We start from the raw sequence: 19219 nt of genomic DNA, 5'->3' as shown, positions 1-19219 counted from the left end.
GGAAAATATGAGAAACTATCTAGTCTTAAGAGAATTTTTAAAGAATGACAAGAGAAATTATTTAAATCCAGAGATCAAAATTTATGAAATAATTGAAATATTAAATATTAACATAGAAAATTACTATAAATCACACTTGCTTACAGAAAAACTAGTGCATGAAAAATCAGAAGAGCTTACTATTTTCTTAATATTTCTATTTAATTATCTCTCTAAAGGACACTTAAGAGCCAATATTACCTTACTATCAAAAGATATTCAGCAAACAATCGAATGTGCTTTATTTGAACTTGAAGCTGATGACAAATTCTATAAAAGAGCAATAAAAATACTAGAAGAACTTACAGAATTGAGCAAAGCAATAAAAATTAATGAAATTATTCTTCACTTAAAAGCAAACAATATAATAAGCGATTTCAACATGAATGAAAAAATCACAACTCCTTTGATATTAGAAAATGATATTCATATTTACACTCAAAAAACCTTTAGAGAAGAAGAAGAATTAATTAAAAAAATATACAAGAGACTAATACATAACAAAATTAAAATCAGCGAGCAGACAATAGAAAATATCATGACTAATTTAAATGTTGACGACTTAAGCGAAGCGCAAATAAGCTCAATAAAAAAGTCTCTAAGAAACAACTTGCTTATACTCAGCGGTGGTCCTGGAACAGGCAAAACAACAACCATCAATTATATTTTAAAGGCAATTGATATGAATTTAATTAATTTAAATGTCAAGCAAAAAGTAGCTCTTGTAGCACCAACTGGAAAAGCAAGTCAAAAACTTAAATCAAGTCTAAAAGAATCATTTACAAACCTTGAAACAGAATATAGCACAGTACAAAAATTACTAAAAATTTCATTCATCAATAAAGGCAATAAATACGATGAAGCAAACCCTCTAGAATTTGACATAATAATTATTGATGAAGCTTCTATGGTAGATGCAAGCATGTTCTTAAAATTACTAAAGGCAATTAAAGCAAGCACAAAACTTATAATAGCAGGCGACAAAAATCAGCTCCCATCAATAGGTGGAGGTAGTGTATATTCAAGTCTTATAAAAATAAAAGATATAAATAATGACAATGTAGAAATACTTAAAAAAAATTTCAGAAGCAACGATGAGATAGCTTTATTAGCAGAAGCGATATACAAAGAAGATAAAGATTTAATCTCTCTCCAAATTAGGAATAGCAAAAGTATACTTTTACAGGAAATAAACAACATAAATATTGAAAATGAATTATTAAATTATACAAAAAACTTATACAATAATATCTTAAATTTTGACCTTAAATCGCTAAGAAATGAAGAAATTGAATCAATACTTAATGTTTTGCTTAACAAAACTATTTTATGTTCAAGAAATATTGGAAAATTTGGGACAAAAAGAATAAATGAAATAATAAAAATGCATTTAAAAAAAATTTATGGCAATCTAATTGGCCAAATAATTCTGATTACTCAAAATGACTATAAAAATGACCTATTTAATGGAGAAAGAGGTGTTTTATTTAAAGAAAATTCCAAAATTTACGCCTTAATTAAAAGAGAGAATGAGATATATAAAAAGATAAATTTTAATTTACTGAAAAAATATGAACTTAGCTTTGCCACAACAATACATAAAAGCCAAGGATCTGAGTACAAATATGTACAAATAATAATAGAAGACCACCCATTCTTAACAAAAGAATTACTCTATACTGCAATAACAAGAGCTAAGGAAAGCGTAGAAATAATATCAAACGAAGAAACAATTAAAAATATTAGTCTAAAAACAATAAAGAGAGATTCAAAAATTTCAGAATATATAAATGCATTAAAATAAATTGACAAACAAAAAGAAAAGAAATATAATCTTAAGGTATTGCATTTGGGGGTGTAGTTCAGATGGTTAGAACGCCTGCCTGTCACGCAGGAGGTCGCGGGTTCGAGACCCGTCGCTCCCGATACTAAGAGCTTTACACTACTCATTTAAGGTATCTCTTTATACTTTTCCCTTCTTCATAAATACAGATATACATCCATATGAATAATAATTCCTTATCAAGCAATAACTAACCAAAGCAAATTAAAAAAATAACTCAAAAAATACAAGTATTTAAAAATTTAATATAATTAACATCATTAAATACAAAAAAATATTTAAACTATTCCAAAGCAAGCTGCTGTATATTAATTTTATCAAGAATCTCTTTAACATCATCAACACTGCAAAGTTGCCCCTTAAGAGCTGTTGCAGTTCCTGATGCAATTCCAAATTTAAAAGAATCATAAAAAGAATTCCCATTTTGATAAGCATGTACAAATCCAGCAACAACAGAATCTCCCGCTCCAATAGTACTAATCGAATTAATTTTTGGAACACTTGCTATATAAGTTTCTTTATCACTTATAAAAACAGCCCCATCACCTCCCATTGACACTATAATATTTTGAACACCCCTCTCTATAAGGCTATATCCACCCTTAACTACATCCTGCCTAGAGCTTAACTTGATACCTAAGAGTTCCTCAAGTTCATGAATATTTGGCTTTATTAAAAAAGGTTTAAGCTCTACAGCTTTCTGCAGGGCAATTCCACTAGTATCAATAATTAACTGGGCATTACTAGAAAGATTCTTAGCGATCTCATTATATGCATTAGCCCCAAGCGAGGTTGGAATACTTCCAGACATTATCAATATATCTTTATCTATATTCTTAAATATTTTAATCAAATATTTGAAATCGCTCTCAAGAATTGCAGGTGAATTCCCATTAATCTCTGTCTCTTCTCCATCTGACATCATTTTAATATTTATTCTAGTATGCTCAGCTATTTTAATAAAGTCATTCTTTATTCCTCTTAAATCAAGAGAACACTTTATATAATCACCAGTAAATCCGCCCAAAAACCCACAAGCAATACTTTCTGTTTCAAAATTCTTAAGTACACTACTTACATTTATTCCCTTACCACCAGCTAAAAAGTTACTCGAAAGAGCATGATTTAGGCATCCTTTCTGAAACCCATCCACAACTATTTTATAATCAATAGCAGGATTAAGAGTCAACGTATATATCAAGCTAGCCTCCTTGTAAATATATTAAATGACTAAATAATCATATAGTTTCTAACTATATGTATTATAGTATAATACATTAAGGAGTTGCTTATGAAAAATTTGTTTTCCAAAAACTTAATATCATTGAATTATGAGGCTAAAAATAAAAATGATGTCATTGAAAAAATGACCGACATGCTTAATGAACACGGATATCTGAACGATAGAGAGACTTTTATCAAAGAAATTAAAAACCGAGAAGAACTAAACGGAACAGGTCTTGAAGAACACATCGCAATGCCACATGCAAAGGGCAATTTCGTTAACAAACATGGAATAGCCATACTCCGAGTTAAAGGCGAAGGATTTGATTTTAGTGCTTCTGATGATAAACTCTCAAAATTGTTTTTTATGATGGCCGTTCCTGAAAAAATCACAGGCAATGCTCATATTAAAGTAATATCCTATCTTAATAACATATTTAATAATGATGCTCTAAGGCAAGAAATTATGACTACAAACAACACAGATAAATTTTTAGAAGTCCTACTAAATAGCAATACAGAGCAAACAATCAATGAATCTAACTCTAAAGATTTTATTTTAGCAGTAACAGCCTGTCCTGTAGGGATTGCTCACACATACATGGCAGCCGATAGTCTAAGACGTGCAGCAGCGGAACTAAATATAGAGATAAAAGTAGAAACCAATGGTTCTAGTGGTATTGATAATGTAATCAACGAAGATGAAATAAAAAGAGCAAAGGGTGTCATTATAGCATCTGGTAAAGCTGTGCAAAAAGAAAGGTTTAATGGTAAACCACTAATTGAGGTTGGTGTTAAAGACGGCATACATAAAGCAAAAGAACTAATACAAAACATTCTGGATAGCAAAGCACAAATTTACAAAAGCAAAACAATACAAAACGAGAGTGAAAAAATCACAAAAACAGGTAATGTATATAAACATTTAATGAATGGTGTATCATTTATGCTTCCATTTGTGGTCTCAGGAGGAATAGTAATTGCAATATCATTCATGTTTGGAATTAAAGCTTTTGACCCAAATGACTCAAGCTATAATAAGATAGCAGATATTTTAATGCAAATCGGCGGTAGTAATGCCTTTTTCTTAATGATTCCCATACTTGCTGGATATATCTCATTTAGCATAGCTGAACGTCCTGGACTTGCACCTGGAATGATTACAGGATTAATGATGAGTAAAGGAAATGCAGGCTTCTTAGGTGGAATTCTAGCAGGATTTATTGCAGGATATGTAACTTTAGGTATAAAGTCAATAAGTGCCAAAATAGTACCACAAAAACTAAGTGGCATAAACCCTGTTTTAATCTACCCTTTTTTCTCGGTAATAATATCAGGCTTTTTAATATATTTCTTACTAGCACCAATCGCATTTATTAATATCTCAATAACAAGTATGCTAAACTCGCTTAGCGGAACAAATATGGCGCTACTGGGTGCACTGCTTGGCGGAATGATGGCAATAGACATGGGTGGCCCTATAAACAAAGCGGCCTACGCATTTGGAATTGCAATGATAACTGCAGAAAATTATATTCCTCATGCAAGCGTAATGGTCGGAGGAATGATCCCTCCACTTGGTGTTGCACTTGCAACTAGCATTTTCAAAAACAAGTTCTCAAAAGAAGAGAAAGAAACTGGAAAAGTTTGTTACGTTCTAGGTGCATGTTTCATAACAGAAGGAGTAATTCCCCTAGCAGCAGCAGATCCTTTAAAGGTAATACCCGTCTGCATGTTAGGCTCATCCATCGGAGGATTTTTATCTGCATTCTTTAAAGTAAAACTTATGGCTCCACATGGCGGAATCTTTATTCTTCCTATAGTAACTAACCCCTTAATGTGGATAATATCCATCTTAGTAGGTAGCACAATAACAGCAATATTATTAGGCCTCATTAAAAGAGATAGGAATTAGTTTCTATCTCTTTTAATATATTATTTATATAAATGATATATTCAATAAACCAATCTCATTTCTATTGGATTCTCCAGACTTAAGCCCCTAATCATACTTAATTTAAATTCTACAGTATTTAAGTCAATCTGCTTTAACCCAATCTGTTCTTGAATTTTCCTTGAAGTTTTAATTCTAACTTTAATACTAGAGTTATCAATAAGCTCACTTGCCTTTGTAGTAAAGTCTGATAAAAAGTAAACTAAAACATCCTTATACTCCTTCTCAGACATTGGAACTTCTTCTGAAGGAAGGAGTGCTGCAAGAGAATCATTTACATACTCCTTATTAATATCAACAACTCTTGTAACATTTTTCAAATTAATATCCATATTAATAATATTCTTGCCATTCTTTTTTCCTACCCTAAATATGGGCACTTCCTCTCTAATCTGATAATCTTTTAAAAGCTCGAGCAAATTACCAAACTTAACAACTAATTTAAGAGAATCACCTTTTCTATTAATTTCTAAAAGTTCCAGACCCCATTCTCTCCCTGAACCATCAAAAAATTTCTTTATTTCATCAACCGGAAAAAGAGGCATTCCTGCTAATTCTGCTCCTCCAAGAGTTGTTATAAGTTCTTTTTTTATGTTTTCAAATTCCCTATTAACATTTACTACTATTGAAATTGTCCCACTCATATCATCTTTTAAATGAATTTCTGAACTTGCAGTACAACCAATAAAGAGTAAAGACATGAGTAACAATTTATCAAATCTCTTCATCTAATCTCCTTAGTAATATATACACAGTCTAACAATATATACATATGTCAATTATTATAATAAAATATTAGGTAAAAACAACAAAATCATCAAAATTATAGGAGCAAAATAATAATGGACGACACCACCTTAGATATATCATATTTCCAAAATTTATTAGATTACAGCTTAACTCCATACCACTTAGTAAACTACATCGAGCAAAAATTGGTGCATTATCTTAATGCAAAGGAATTAAAACTTAATGAGCAATGGAAATTAAAAACAGGGTATTACTATGTCAAAAAAGAAGGCACAAGTCTTATCTCATTTAATATCAATACTGATAAAATACATGAGCCCTTCTTAATAGCAGCCGCACACTCTGATAGTCCTGGGTTAAAACTTAAAATAGAATCTAACAAGCAAAAGGGTAATGTATTCTCTAATCACATTGAAGTTTATGGAGGTCCAATAATTTCAACTTGGACTGACAGAGACTTAAACTTAGCAGGGGTTGTATATTTTAATAAAAATGGAATCATTCGTTCAGAACTCATAACAGTTGAGAATATTGGAATCATACCCAATGCTGCAATTCACTTAAATCGAAAGATCAATGAAGGTTTTACATATGATACTCATGAGAATATTGTAATTATTACAAGTTTTCAAAAAAGCATTAAAGATACAATACTAGAAAAATTGCAAATACTAGCAAAAGATTTTCTATCATGTGATTTAATATTCACAGCATCTGAACCTTCTAAAATTATAGGCAGCGATGGTGAATTTTTAGCATCAAAAAACCTCGATAACAAATCTGGATGCCATGCTATCATGAATGCATTTATTCATACAAATAACAATAACAATAAAATAGCTGTATTTTTCGACAATGAAGAAATCGGATCTTTAACTTCAAGAGGTGCTGATTCGGGGCTATTGACAGAAATATTAGAAAGAATTGACTATGCTTTAAACTTGGGAAGAGAAGAACATCTAATAAAGTTGAATAAATCATTCAACATTTCAATGGATGGTGCACATGGTATTCATCCAGGATACATCTGTAAGCATGACCCAAGTTATCAAACAAGTCTAGGAAAAGGCGTAACTATTAAAAGCAATGCTAATTTTAAATATGCAACAACAGCAAATGGATGGGCAAAACTCAAGGCATTAGCCATAAAAAATAATATTAAAATTCAAGAAATACTAATGAAAGCAAATGCTAGTTCCGGAACCACAATTGGCCCAATTTCAAACGCACAAACAGGTATCGAAACTATAGACATTGGAACTCCAATGTGGGCAATGCACTCTTTGCGAGAAACTGTTGCAATATCAGATCATATAGAAGCAATAAAACTACTTAGATCATTCTTCGAAAATTGGAGTTAAACCCTGGAACAATTAAAAGAAATAATTGTCGTTGAGGGCAAAGATGATGCTAAGAGAATAAAAGAATTATTTAAGTGTATTATAGTTGAAACTGGTGGAATTTATCTTAAAGCAGAAACTATTAATATGTTAAAGAGAGCAATAGTAAAAAATGGAATAATTATTTTCACTGATAGCGACAAAGCCGGCGAATTAATTAGAAGACAAATACTTAAAAGAGTGGGGTATTTAAACAAAGATAAAATCAAACATGCTCACCTTCAAAGTAAGAATAGAGAGGTTGAAGCATCTTCTAAACTTGAGATAAGAAAAATCCTAAAAAAGATAGGCACTTTTTCGCATGAAACATACAAAGAACATTTAAGTTTAAATGATTTAATAGAACTTGGCATTACAGGAAGTCAATCTAAAGAAAGAAGATCAAAAGTGCAAAAACACTTCAACCTAGGAAGCGGAAACACTAAGAAACTACTTGAAAGAATTAACTACTTTGAAATAAAACGAAAAGAAATAGAGGAAATAATTCAATAAAAATAAAAACTCCCCCAGAAGGACTTGAACCTCCGACCTAGTGGTTAACAGCCACCCGCTCTACCACTGAGCTATAGGGGAATGAACACTTAAAACATTATCCTAAATTGAAAATTTTTTGTCAAGCATTCTTAAATCATCAAAACTTATCAATCCTGTGATAATATTTTCAAAATAACATCAGCAAGAATTCTCGAATCCTGATCTCTAAGCTTAGAAGACCTAATTGCCCAAGCCTCCTCATCAAATGCCAAATTTCTAACTTCAACTAAAAATTTAGTCTTAACAGCATTATTTTTTAGCACATAAAGATTTTGTCCCTTAATGTAGAAGCTTCTCTTTAAACCTTTTGTCACCTTTTCAATAATAGCCTTAGAATGTGAATCAGAACTCTTTTCGTCATATTGATAATAAAATCCCATACTTCGAGGTGCGCCAATACTATTATCGGCATGCAAGCTAATATAGAGTATATCTTTATCTTTAATATTTTTATACTTATTTATAAATTTTCTAACAACAGATAATCTTTTTCTCAAGCCTTCTTGAGTACCGCTTATCCAAGAGTCAACTGTATCATTTTTATTTAAATCATAATCATTATAAACTTCATTCTTAACATTAACAAATGTATTATTAGCAGATACACTGTCTCTAATTAAATGATCAGGGGCTAAAATAGTCATCTCAATATTAGCTCCATATTCTTTAAGATATACATAAAGCCTTAAGGCAATATCATAAACATATTCATCTTCAACGACAAAAATTTCATTACCAAGTCCATCCCTAGATTTAACAATAGCACCAGGGTCAAGTCCTCCATGTCCAGGATCAATAATTATTAACTTATTTTTAAGCTTATTATTCTTAACTGATCTAGATTTTACAAGATTTTCAAAACTTTTAAAAAGCTGACTAGCTTTTTTATAAGAATTTAAAGGTGAGTGCCAATCTTCTGAATAGAACTCACTGGGCTGACTTATTTTTTTAGGTTTATACCAATAATAAAAATCTCCATTAACTTCAAATATCGGTATTTTAGGATCCAGAACAACTAAAGCACTAATATCAAAAGTATCTCTCTTTCTTACAACACTGGAAAAATCTAAATCTAACTTCTTGCTCTTAGCAGAATGAATATTTGCAATAGCTCTAACTTTACTCTTAGAACTATTAGGTTTTAAAGGCTCCTTTAGATCTGTGCTCGCAACATTTGAATCGACACGTTTATCATAAATTTTAAGTTCTTGATTGTGAAAGATATTATTTCCACTTAAATTATTCCAACTTTTAAGCTCTTCAAGCAAAACTCCATATTTACGCGCAATACTGTATAATGTTTCACCAACAGATACCCTATGAGATATAAATTTATCATTGCTTCGTTTATCGATCTTTGATTTTGAAATTTTAAAACTTCCCAAATTTTCTTCAACAATTTTCGAAACATCTAAAATCGAATCTGCCTTCAAATTTATTGCTCGTTCACCATTAAGACGAACAAGATGCTTTGCGGTAACACCATAAATATATGAAATCTTACCAAGTGTATCTCCTCGCTTTACATAATGAAAATTAATATCACCTGAAGCTTTTTTTATATATAACTTTTGCCCAATTATTAAATTTTGATCCTCCAAAGAATTTAATCTTATAATATCCTTAATACTAATATCAAAATACACAGCAAGTTCTGAAAGAGAATCACCCTTTTTGACTATATATGGCTTTAAAAAGTCCGGTTCATCTAAAATTAACTTAGAACCAACTTGAAGGTTTCTAGAATCTAAATTATTCCAAGCCATTAATTCCTTTTTATTAATTTTATATCTTTTTGATATATCGTCAATCGTATCGTCAGATTTAACAACATGAGTTTTTAAGTTAACATTACGCCTTACACTATGTTTCTTACTTTTCTTCTTCTCGGCAACATTTTTGTTCATATCGAAAGAACTTGGAATAATTAATACATGTCCTAATTTAATATTCTCAGAACTAAGATTATTTACCCTTTTAAGTTCTTTTATTGGAACTCTATACTTAAGCGAAATCGAATATAAGGTATCGCCCTTAACCACTTCATGTTTAAAATTAGCATATAAACTTGCAGAACTTATTATCCATAAAAAAATGCTAATTCCTTTGATTTCCACAATAAAGGAATTAATATTTCTCCTTAATCCCAGTATTCTGAACGGTATAATCATAAATTATCCAATAAGAATCATACTTCTTAAAGAAAAAAGTATAGCGTTTGGTTATATAGAAATGACCATCATCAAAATACAAGTCTGAGACAACTTTTCCTGTAGAGTCTGTATAAGTTGTCTCAACAATAGAAAATTTGTTGGGTGCCTTCGAAATGTCAGAATTACTACCGCTCCATAAATATTCCTTATACTCTTCAAGCATATTACTAGAACCCGTCTTAAGTTCATGCTTATAAAGATATGATTTATTTTGATCATTTAAAATAAGACTTTCAAGATCAATATATAAGAAAAATTTCTCTTTCTCCCCAAGACGCAAAGCTCCAAATAAATACTCAACAATTTTATCAGGAGATAAATTTTCTCGCTTTAAAACATCCTGAATCTCGTGATTTGAAGCTAAATTAGCAAAATCAACTTTCTCAGAAGCATCATCCATCTTAGGTTTTAAAAACAATGTAATAACATTAGATTCTATACGTTTATGCGGATCTGAAATATCTGGAAAAAACACACCTTTGACAAAATAAACTCCATCCTTATTAAATTGTACAAACTGATTTAAACTCATAACTACAGAAAATCTCTCATTAGGTCTTAAACTAAGATTTCTAACAGGAATTGCAACATTCTTTGATCTATCCTTAACATACTCGATAGGTCTCTTAACTCTCAAGTTAGTAGTATCTGCAACATCGAAATCAAACCCGAAAGTATTAATATCTCCCATCTCAAGAGTTATTAAATCATCAGATAAATTACTAAGAGAAACTTCAATAGAAACATTACTATTAACACGATAGATTGATTGATTGAAAAATTTTATCTTAAAATCAAGACCCTTATAATCCCTAGGAAAAAGAATAAAAGGAACAAACGCAAGAGACGCAAAAACAAATAACTTTCTAAACTTCATAATCTCCTCAAAATCCAATTATATTATATATAAAGAAACCGATAATAACTATAATATATAATATTATACTAAACTACAGAAACAAAAAGGTTAAAAATGAATATATATAAAGAATTAACTTCCCAACTCAGAGATAATCATAATTTAAACAAAATGCAGCAACTCATTGAAAAAAATTTACCCTTTACATTAGTAGGATATGAAGGATTTTTTAAGGCTTTTTTAATCAACAAAATAAAAGAATATAGTAGCAGTAATAAAGTGATTCTAATAGTTCAAAATGAAAATATCTTAGATGAAATTAAACATGATTTAATTCAAATTACAGCTCAAATATACGAACTTAACTATTTCAGTCCTCTTGTATATAAAGGGATTAGTTCAAAAACTAAAATCTTTAGCGAGCGAGTAAAATTTCTAATCAATTTTTATGAAAATAATCCTGGAATTTATCTTGTTTCCCTAAAATCCCTACTTAGCAAAATTCCTAGCAAGGAAAATCTACTTAAAAACATTTATAAAATTAAGATAGGGCAAACAATACATATAGAAACGCTTGAAAGACAGCTTAAAAGACTAGGATATGAACAAGCAACAAGAGTTACGCTACCTGGAGAATTTACATTAAAGGGAGAAGTAATAGATATATATTCATTTGATAAGAAAAAGCCAATAAGAATCTCACTACAGTTTAATAAACTAGAAGGAATTAAACCCTTTAATCCCTTAACTCAATTAACAGAAGGTAATGAACTTTCCAAATTTGAAATCATACCTAAAAAGGAAGTTGTTTGGGATATTGCAACCATGAACAAATTAAAACAGCAAATAAAAACAAATGAATACAGCAAATTATTTGAGGACATTCAAACAAAACATGATTCAAGAGCAGAAGAGATATTCTATCCATTGATAGGAGACACCTACTTAAGCCAAGAAATAAATATAGATACTCCTATTATAAATTTTGAAATTTTAAATTTTAAAGAAGAAATCAAAAAAGTTCACAAAGAGTATGAAACGCTTTACAGTCAAGCAATAGAATCGGGCAAAAGAACAATTGCACCAAAAGAAATTTTTATCAATCCAAAAGACTTTAAATTAAAAAATAATATTCTTTTCTCCAAACCTGAAAGCATCCAAACAGAAGAGCTAATAGAATTCAAAATTGAGAGCAAGCGTAGTTTTTTGTCGAATATTGCACTTGCTAAGGAAGAACTAACAAACTGGTTAAATAACGGATTTAGAGTAATCATTGCAGCAGAATCTGAATCACAAAAAGAAAAATTAAAATATATATTCAAAGATCTACCAAAAATCATAATTGAAGTTCTAAAAATTTCTAGCTCTCTTATAAAAGCTAAAGAAAAAATAGCTATTATTCTTGAATCAGATATATTCAATAGACAACAAAAAATGAATAAAAATTTTGAATCATCAAAAACAAAAATTATTGATTCATTTGTAGAAGTTGAAAAAAATAGCTACGTTGTTCACATAAATCACGGAATTGGAATATTCAGGAAGATAAAAAGAATTAAAACAAGTCTTCTTGAGAAAGACTATATTGAAATTGAATATGCAGATGATGAAAAATTATTTATTCCAATTGAACAAACACACCTTATTCAAAAATATATTGGAAGTGTTGATCAAAACATTTCATTAGATAAAATCAGTTCAAAAACCTGGGATAAGAAAAAAACTTATACAAAAAAAAGAATTGATGCAATTGCCGATAAACTAGTTGCACTTTACTCAGAGAGAGAAAACATTCAAGGATACAAATATCCCAAAGACAATGAATGGCAATTATTATTTGAATCAGAATTTCCATACGATGAAACTCCAGACCAATTAACTGCAATCTCAGAAATAAAATCAGACATGATGAGCTACAAAGTAATGGATAGACTTTTATGCGGTGACGTTGGATTTGGAAAAACTGAGGTAGCAATGAGAGCCGCATTTAAAGCTGTAATGGGGGGTAAGCAAGTAGCAATACTTTCTCCAACAACAATTCTTACAGAACAACACTTTAATACACTTAAGCGAAGATTCAAAAATTTTCCAATCAAAATTGTAATTATGAGTAGATTTACAAAAACGGCAAAAGAAAGAGAAATTATTAAAAACTTAGCCATAGGAGAACTCGACATAATAATTGGAACACACAAACTACTGTCCAGTAAACTAATATATAAAAATTTAGGACTCATTATAATTGATGAAGAGCAAAAATTCGGTGTGAAAGAAAAAGAGAAACTAAAAGAAATAAAAGCTTCTGTTGACTGTCTTTCCCTATCGGCAACACCAATTCCAAGATCTCTTCATATGTCACTCATTAAATTAAGAGACATTTCCGTTTTAAGAATCCCGCCAAAAAACAGGATTAGAATAGAAACTTACGTAGAAGAATTCAGTGAACTATTAATTAAGCATGCAATTGAGAATGAACTTTCCCGAGATGGGCAAGTTTTTTTTGTGCATCACAATATCAAAGAATTAGATTCAATAAAAGTAATATTAGAGAAAATAGTTCCCTATGCAAGAATTGCAACTATTCATGCCAAGCTTACAGGGGATCAAATTGAAAATATTATGCACGACTTTATAAATAAATCATACCAGATACTCCTAGCAACAACAATAATTGAGAATGGAATAGATATTGAAAATGCAAATACAATAATAATTAACAATGCTAACAGATTTGGTCTCTCGCAATTATATCAACTAAAGGGAAGAGTTGGAAGAAGCTCTCAGAAAGCCTTTGCGTATCTTTTATATAAAGAAAATTCGAGCTTAAACGAAAACGCCATTGAAAGATTAAGAGCAATCTCTGAATTTTCAGAACTTGGAGCAGGATTCAAAATTGCAATGAAAGACATGGAAATAAGAGGTGTTGGAAATCTACTTGGCAAAGAACAACACGGTGAGATTGAATCTATTGGTCTAGATTACTACTTAACAATGCTAAACAAAGCAATTGAAAAGCGAATGGGAAAGAGTTCTAAAGAAAATGAAACCATTATTGAAATTAACTACAATGGATTTATCCCTGATAGCTATGTAGATAGTGAACAAGATAAAATATTAATCTACAAAAAAATCTCAGGCATTCAAAGCGAGGAAGAAAATAAAAAAATAAGATCTGAAATTCATGATCGATTTGGACCAATTCCACAAGAATTAAACATTTTACTTATACTATCAGAATTAAAAATACTTGCAAAAAGACTCAATATTGCCAGCCTTAAAGAAAGAAATGGGTTGCTAGAAATTGAATATGTAGACATCGAAAGCATCCCTACCAAAAAAATAATGAGCATCATAAACGCTAATCCTACTATGCTCAAAATAAACCCAAAATATAAAAATTCTATTTTCCTAAACCTAACAAATATTCAAGAATCAGATAAAATTCATTGTATATACAAAAATCTCAATTTATTATTAAAATAATATAACAACTATGAAAATATTAACGCTCAATACAGGAAGTTCGTCACTAAAATTCACACTCTACAAATATAAAGACACACAAATATTGGCATCGGGGATAATTGAAAAAATAAAGGCAAAAGAATCAATAACTAAAATTCAAACCAAAAATGGAATATTAGAAAGAGTAGTCTTGGGCATTAAATCACACAGGCAAGCATTAAAACAATTGGTTACTATGCTAACAAACAAGGAATTAAAAATTCTAAGCAATATCAGCGAAATCCAAGCAATAGGGCACAGAATTGTACATGGGGGCCCAAATTTAAAAAATTCAGTAATACTTAATGAAAATATCTTAAACGAATTACAAAAGATATCTGAGCTTGCTCCTCTTCACAATCCAATTGCAATAAAAGTAATAAAAGCAACGCTTAAAATATTTCCAAATGCAAAACAGGTTTTATGCTTTGACACATCATGGCATCAAACCATAAGTGCAAGTGCATTCTTATACGCTATACCATACTCTTGGTATAAAGATTATAATATTAGAAAATACGGCTTCCATGGATTATCTTATTCATATATAACAAAAAGAGTTGCAACAATACTTCGAAAAAACACAAAAGATCTAAATTTAATAATATTACACCTGGGCAATGGTGCAAGTATCAATGCTGTCAAAGGCGGCATATCTTACGATACAAGTATGGGTCTTACACCACTTGAAGGACTTGTCATGGGAACAAGAAGTGGCGACATAGATCCTTCAATTATTCCTTTAATGAGTAGGCTACTAAATAAGACATCAAAAAAAATCGAAGAAATTCTTAACAAGGAAAGTGGTATGCTTGGTGTATCCCTTAGATCAAATGATCTAAGGGATATTTGGGAAGGCGTAGAAAACAATGAGTATAATTCCAAGCTTGCAACTGAAATAATGGCTTACAGAATAAAAAAATATATTGGCTCTTATCTTGCTGTTCTTGACTTTAATATCGACGCAATAGTTTTCACAGCTGGTATTGGTGTTACCGACTATGGAATAAGAGAACTGGCACTAAGAGGTTTTGAGAAAATCGGGATAGAGATAGATCTTACAAAAAACAACCTAGCAAGAACAAAAAACGCAGAATCAGACATTTCAAGTTCAAAAAGTAAGACAAAAATACTCATAATCCCAACCAATGAAGAGTTAACCATTCTTGAAGATACTTACAGCTTAATTTCAGAAAATCCACATATTCAAGAAAAAACCAAACCCAAAGAAATATAAAAACAAAGAATGCAACAAAAATAAACAATGTACAATTCTAAAGTAATTTTAAAAAGCAAACATATCCCTTGCACAAGCTAATCTACACTTAAAAATTACAACTCTAACATCAAAGTAAGACCTGTCTCTTAACATCCTCAAGTACTCTCTCACCCTTAACAATTCTAAGTAAAGCAAAAGCAAATTCAAAAACTGTACCAATTCCCTTAGCAGTAATGAAATTATTACTAATAACAACACTCTCATCCACATATTCGCCATCAGTAATGCTATTTTCAAATCCCGGATAACATGTAAATCTATTTACACCCAAAAGTCCCTTTGCAGATAGTACAACTGCTGGTGAGGCACAAATAGCTGCAACCAACTTGCCTTTCAAAACCATGTCTCTTAATATTTGATCCAAATCCTTTGATGCAAAAAGATTAGTAGCACCAGGCATACCCCCAGGCAGTATGATTAAATCAAAATCACCTGCACTACAATCCGATATCTTTTCATCAGCCCAAAAAGTCACTCCCCTAGCCCCTGCAACAACTCTATCATCATTTAAACTAATAACCCTAAGACTAACGCCACCTCGCCTTAAAATATCAATAGGAACTACAGCTTCAATCTCTTCAAAACCATTTGCAAGTATAACAGCTACTCTCATAATAAAACTCCTTGATGCTGATGGAGGGACTTGAACCCACGACAACTCGGATATGAGCCGAGTGCTCTAACCGACTGAGCTACATCAGCTTGTGGCCTTTACAGTGTATAAATTCAGAAATATTTTGTCAATATATTTATAAAAAAGATTGATATTAATTATATACAGAACAATGCTATCAAAAAGACTATTATTAGTAAACATAGGAAAATTTGCATTTAAAAAGGAAAAATTTAAAACCATAAATCCAAATTTATGGAGTTTAGTACAATATGATATGCTTATGAATCAAGAATATAAAATAGAATATTAGTATGGTTTAAATGAAAATAATTGTTTGTATTGTCATCTTTTTTATAAGCAGCAATTGTTTTTCTTATGACTTTTGGCTTACAGAAGACAAAGAAAAATTAATAGACAAAATAGTAAGTCAAATGAATGACAAAGAACTATTGGGGCAAATGTTTATGATCAGTTATCCAGGAGAACAAATAACAAAATTTGCTCTGGATTTTATTAAAGAGAAAAACTTAGGCGGAATAAAAATTTTTGGATGGAATGCCAAAAATTTACAAAGCTTAATAGAAAGCATAAAACAAGCACAAACAGTATCCCAAGACAATCGATTTAAAATTCCCTTATTTATTGCAACAGATCAAGAAGGTGGATGGACACAACATGTAAAGCTCAAAACGTCCCAGACAATAGGCAATCTTGGAATCACCGCTACCCTCTCGCCTAACAACTCTTACCTTACAGGATATTACATAGCAGATGAACTTAATCGACTTGGAATCAATCTCAATTTTGCCCCTTTAACAGACATCTACAGCCATGAAGACAATTTTACAATAGGCCCAAGAACATATTCCAATAATCCACAAATAGTTTCTCTTTTTGCTTTAGCATTTTACAAGGGTCAAAAACAAGCAGGTGTAATTTCAACAGCAAAACACTTTCCAGGACATGGGAATACTGTTGTTGACTCTCATACAAGTATGCCAATAATAAACTCAAACTTAAAAGAAATACTCGAAAACGAATTCTTACCATACAAAACATTAATACAAGAAAACATTCCAATAATTATGAGCGGTCATTTAGCATATCCAACTCTTACAAATGGAGATAAAATACCTGCATCATCGTCAATTAAAATTATAAAGGAAATACTTAGGGGAAAACTGAAATATAATAATTTAATAATAACAGATGATTTATTAATGAACGCTGTTAGATATAAAAATGAAAGCATCTATAATACAATTGAGAGAATTATTAGAACTGAAACCGATATTTTACTAATATCATCGGACGAAAATATACAAAATACTGCTTACAATAAACTATTAGCTCTCATGCAGACAGATAATGAGATAAGAGAAAATATTATTAAATCTAATAAGAGAATACTCAGAATCAAGCTAGAATACTTAAAGGAGAGCCAAAATAAAGTAGAAGTTTATCCGAATTATCAAAAGGCTCAAGAAATACCTATCAAGGAAGCTGAAAGATTCTTCGACCAAAGCACACTAAGGGGAATAACAAAAATTAAGCTCTCAAAAAAAGTTTCAAAGCATAAAAAAACACTTTTAATATCGACCTATTATAAAATGATTTCAGAAGGAAGAAAAATATTTAAAAATAGCTCCGGTTATTACTATGACTATTATCCTTTAAACAGCATTAGCCCTAAAAAACTTCAGGAGATAAAAAAATTAATCGAAGAGCATGAACAAGTTATTTTCAATCTTTCAACACCTGGTAGTTTAAAATACATAGAAAATTTAAAAGAATATAAAGATAAAATAAGTATAATTGTATCACTTACACCACAACACATTAAAAAATTAGACTGGATACAAAACATAGTAATTGTATATGGAACAACAATACTATCATTTAAATCTGGCTTCTTAACTCTCTCAGGCGATTTTGATCCAAAAGGAACAATCCCCTTAAATTTTAAGCCTTAAGGTCATCCTTTATGTATGAGATTATTTGATTCTCTAAAAGCTTCAAAGAACCCATTTTGATTTTAAATCCACTAGCATGCTTATGGCCTCCCCCTCCAAAACGTTGCGCAAGTTCACCTACATCAAAATATTCTCTAGAGCGAAGACCCGCCAAAATAGATCCATCTTCTGTTTCCTTGAGTATAATGAGTACCTCATTATACTCAACATTATTAAGAAGTGCATAAAAAAGTTCATTAACCCCACTAATATTATTATCCCTCTTAGGATCGTAAGGTAAGGCCGTAAGCAATACTTTTCCATTATAAAAAGATTTAAGATTGTTTAACATCAAACCAAGCATCTCTATTGCATCTAGACTCTTAACAGCTTCAATATAACTATAAATGTCCTTAAGGCTCAACCCCTTAGCAACAAGTCTAGCTACCATTTCAAAAGGCTCAGGATCACTTCTTGAAATAAATCTAAAAAATCCTGTATCTGTGCAAAACCCCACCAAAATATACCATGCTTCTGCTTTAGTAACCTCATACCCAAACTCTCTAACTAACTTCTCAATTAAAAAAGTAGTTGAGGGGGCTAAAGGATCAATATACCCAGGAACATCTAACTTATCACCTGATGCATGATGATCAATAACAAGAGTAGGCATATCTTTTACATAAAAAACAAATTCATCTCCAATTCTATCCAATATAGAACAATCCAAAATAATAACAGCATAATCTGAAAAATCAATATCAGGCCATACAGATAAAAATTTATCTTTGAAAGGTATTAGTTCCTTGCGAACAAAAGGACCCTCATTTAGCATAATGGATTTTTTACCTATTCTAGACAAAAAAGATGCTAAAGCTAAAGATGAGCCAATACAATCAAAATCAGGATCCTTATGCCCAATAATAATAAAATTATCGTATTTTCTAATAAATTCAATAGGAACTATCATAAACAAATATTTATAAACCCTTCATATAGATCAACATCAACAATTACATTTTATCATTAAGTATTCTACAATATTTTTACAA

General features: G+C 30.5%; 13 protein-coding genes and 3 tRNA genes. 8 read left to right on the top strand and 8 right to left on the bottom strand.

Annotation, left to right across the window (positions count from 1 at the left end):
• Positions 1–7: 7 nt before the first annotated feature.
• Both recD and CR532_RS03310 read left to right on the top strand, forming a co-directional pair.
• Complete coding sequence (gene recD / locus CR532_RS03315) at positions 8–1843, top strand: exodeoxyribonuclease V subunit alpha (RefSeq protein WP_108729386.1); 1836 nt, start codon at positions 8–10, stop codon at positions 1841–1843.
• A 47-nt stretch (positions 1844–1890) separates the two neighbouring features.
• Positions 1891–1964 (top strand) — tRNA-Asp (locus CR532_RS03310).
• A 201-nt stretch (positions 1965–2165) separates the two neighbouring features.
• On the opposite strand, the gene pfkB is transcribed toward CR532_RS03310, so the two are convergent.
• On the bottom strand, positions 2166–3083 hold the full coding sequence (gene pfkB / locus CR532_RS03305) for a 1-phosphofructokinase (protein ID WP_108729385.1): 918 nt from the start codon (positions 3081–3083) through the stop codon (positions 2166–2168).
• Positions 3084–3173: 90 nt separating this feature from the next.
• On the opposite strand from pfkB, the gene CR532_RS03300 reads away from it, so the two are divergent.
• Positions 3174–5021 carry a fructose-specific PTS transporter subunit EIIC gene (locus CR532_RS03300; protein ID WP_108729384.1) on the top strand — a complete coding sequence of 616 codons (1848 nt, stop codon included), beginning with the start codon at positions 3174–3176 and terminating at the stop codon, positions 5019–5021.
• A 41-nt stretch (positions 5022–5062) separates the two neighbouring features.
• Here CR532_RS03300 and CR532_RS03295 read toward each other — a convergent pair whose 3' ends face one another.
• Positions 5063–5788 (bottom strand): hypothetical protein, encoded by a 726-nt coding sequence (locus CR532_RS03295; RefSeq protein ID WP_108729383.1) that lies wholly within the window; start codon positions 5786–5788, stop codon positions 5063–5065.
• 111 nt (positions 5789–5899) lie between these two features.
• On the opposite strand from CR532_RS03295, the gene CR532_RS03290 reads away from it, so the two are divergent.
• Together CR532_RS03290 and rnmV are read left to right on the top strand one after the other, a co-directional pair.
• A complete protein-coding gene (locus tag CR532_RS03290; protein WP_199911324.1) occupies positions 5900–7171 on the top strand; it encodes a M18 family aminopeptidase in 1272 nt (423 codons plus the stop codon).
• Between the two features lie 3 nt (positions 7172–7174).
• On the top strand, positions 7175–7702 hold the full coding sequence (gene rnmV / locus CR532_RS03285) for a ribonuclease M5 (RefSeq protein ID WP_311196363.1): 528 nt from the start codon (positions 7175–7177) through the stop codon (positions 7700–7702).
• 9 nt (positions 7703–7711) lie between these two features.
• Here rnmV and CR532_RS03280 read toward each other — a convergent pair.
• The 3 genes from CR532_RS03280 to CR532_RS03270 all read right to left on the bottom strand — a co-directional run bounded on the left by CR532_RS03280 (position 7712) and on the right by CR532_RS03270 (position 10834).
• Positions 7712–7783: transfer RNA gene (locus tag CR532_RS03280), tRNA-Asn, on the bottom strand.
• A 68-nt stretch (positions 7784–7851) separates the two neighbouring features.
• Entirely contained in the window at positions 7852–9915 is a 2064-nt protein-coding gene (locus CR532_RS03275) for a LysM peptidoglycan-binding domain-containing protein (RefSeq protein WP_108729381.1), read from the bottom strand.
• Entirely contained in the window at positions 9872–10834 is a 963-nt protein-coding gene (locus tag CR532_RS03270) for a hypothetical protein (protein WP_108729380.1), read from the bottom strand. The genes CR532_RS03275 and CR532_RS03270 overlap by 44 nt, the downstream gene beginning before the upstream one ends.
• 96 nt (positions 10835–10930) lie before the next feature.
• On the opposite strand from CR532_RS03270, the gene mfd reads away from it, so the two are divergent.
• Complete coding sequence (gene mfd / locus CR532_RS03265; RefSeq protein WP_108729379.1) at positions 10931–14299, top strand: transcription-repair coupling factor; 3369 nt, start codon at positions 10931–10933, stop codon at positions 14297–14299.
• A 10-nt stretch (positions 14300–14309) separates the two neighbouring features.
• Positions 14310–15557: an acetate kinase gene (locus CR532_RS03260; protein ID WP_108729378.1), complete on the top strand. Its 1248-nt coding sequence runs from the start codon at positions 14310–14312 to the stop codon at positions 15555–15557.
• A gap of 109 nt (positions 15558–15666) precedes the next feature.
• On the opposite strand, the gene CR532_RS03255 is transcribed toward CR532_RS03260, so the two are convergent.
• Complete coding sequence (locus CR532_RS03255) at positions 15667–16212, bottom strand: DJ-1 family glyoxalase III (protein ID WP_108729377.1); 546 nt, start codon at positions 16210–16212, stop codon at positions 15667–15669.
• A 15-nt stretch (positions 16213–16227) separates the two neighbouring features.
• Positions 16228–16301, bottom strand: a tRNA-Met gene (locus CR532_RS03250).
• A 345-nt stretch (positions 16302–16646) separates the two neighbouring features.
• Between CR532_RS03250 and CR532_RS03245 the strand changes: the two genes are divergently transcribed.
• Positions 16647–18188: a glycoside hydrolase family 3 N-terminal domain-containing protein gene (locus CR532_RS03245; RefSeq protein ID WP_234416436.1), complete on the top strand. Its 1542-nt coding sequence runs from the start codon at positions 16647–16649 to the stop codon at positions 18186–18188.
• Here the strand turns inward: CR532_RS03245 and CR532_RS03240 are convergent.
• Positions 18178–19137, bottom strand: coding sequence for a DHH family phosphoesterase (locus tag CR532_RS03240; RefSeq protein WP_108729375.1), 960 nt, complete (start codon positions 19135–19137; stop codon positions 18178–18180). The two genes, CR532_RS03245 and CR532_RS03240, sit on opposite strands and share 11 nt — an antisense overlap.
• Between the last annotated feature and the right edge of the window lie 82 nt (positions 19138–19219).

This window comes from Candidatus Borreliella tachyglossi (assembly GCF_003076595.1).
Taxonomy (GTDB): domain Bacteria; phylum Spirochaetota; class Spirochaetia; order Borreliales; family Borreliaceae; genus Borrelia; species Borrelia tachyglossi.
Note: the sequence above shows the minus strand (reverse complement) of the source record. Positions and strands in the feature narration are given on the sequence as shown.

What these genes read in the sequence shown, in the direction of transcription:
- CR532_RS03260 (WP_108729378.1), top strand. Translation starts at nt 14,310, where the DNA reads ATGAAAATATTAACGCTCAATACAGGAAGTTCGTCACTAAAATTCACA.
- CR532_RS03275 (WP_108729381.1), bottom strand. Translation starts at nt 9,915, where the DNA reads ATGATTATACCGTTCAGAATACTGGGATTAAGGAGAAATATTAATTCC.
- CR532_RS03300 (WP_108729384.1), top strand. Translation starts at nt 3,174, where the DNA reads ATGAAAAATTTGTTTTCCAAAAACTTAATATCATTGAATTATGAGGCT.
- CR532_RS03255 (WP_108729377.1), bottom strand. Translation starts at nt 16,212, where the DNA reads ATGAGAGTAGCTGTTATACTTGCAAATGGTTTTGAAGAGATTGAAGCT.
- recD (WP_108729386.1), top strand. Translation starts at nt 8, where the DNA reads ATGAGAAACTATCTAGTCTTAAGAGAATTTTTAAAGAATGACAAGAGA.
- mfd (WP_108729379.1), top strand. Translation starts at nt 10,931, where the DNA reads ATGAATATATATAAAGAATTAACTTCCCAACTCAGAGATAATCATAAT.
- CR532_RS03240 (WP_108729375.1), bottom strand. Translation starts at nt 19,137, where the DNA reads ATGATAGTTCCTATTGAATTTATTAGAAAATACGATAATTTTATTATT.
- CR532_RS03295 (WP_108729383.1), bottom strand. Translation starts at nt 5,788, where the DNA reads ATGAAGAGATTTGATAAATTGTTACTCATGTCTTTACTCTTTATTGGT.
- CR532_RS03270 (WP_108729380.1), bottom strand. Translation starts at nt 10,834, where the DNA reads ATGAAGTTTAGAAAGTTATTTGTTTTTGCGTCTCTTGCGTTTGTTCCT.
- CR532_RS03245 (WP_234416436.1), top strand. Translation starts at nt 16,647, where the DNA reads ATGAATGACAAAGAACTATTGGGGCAAATGTTTATGATCAGTTATCCA.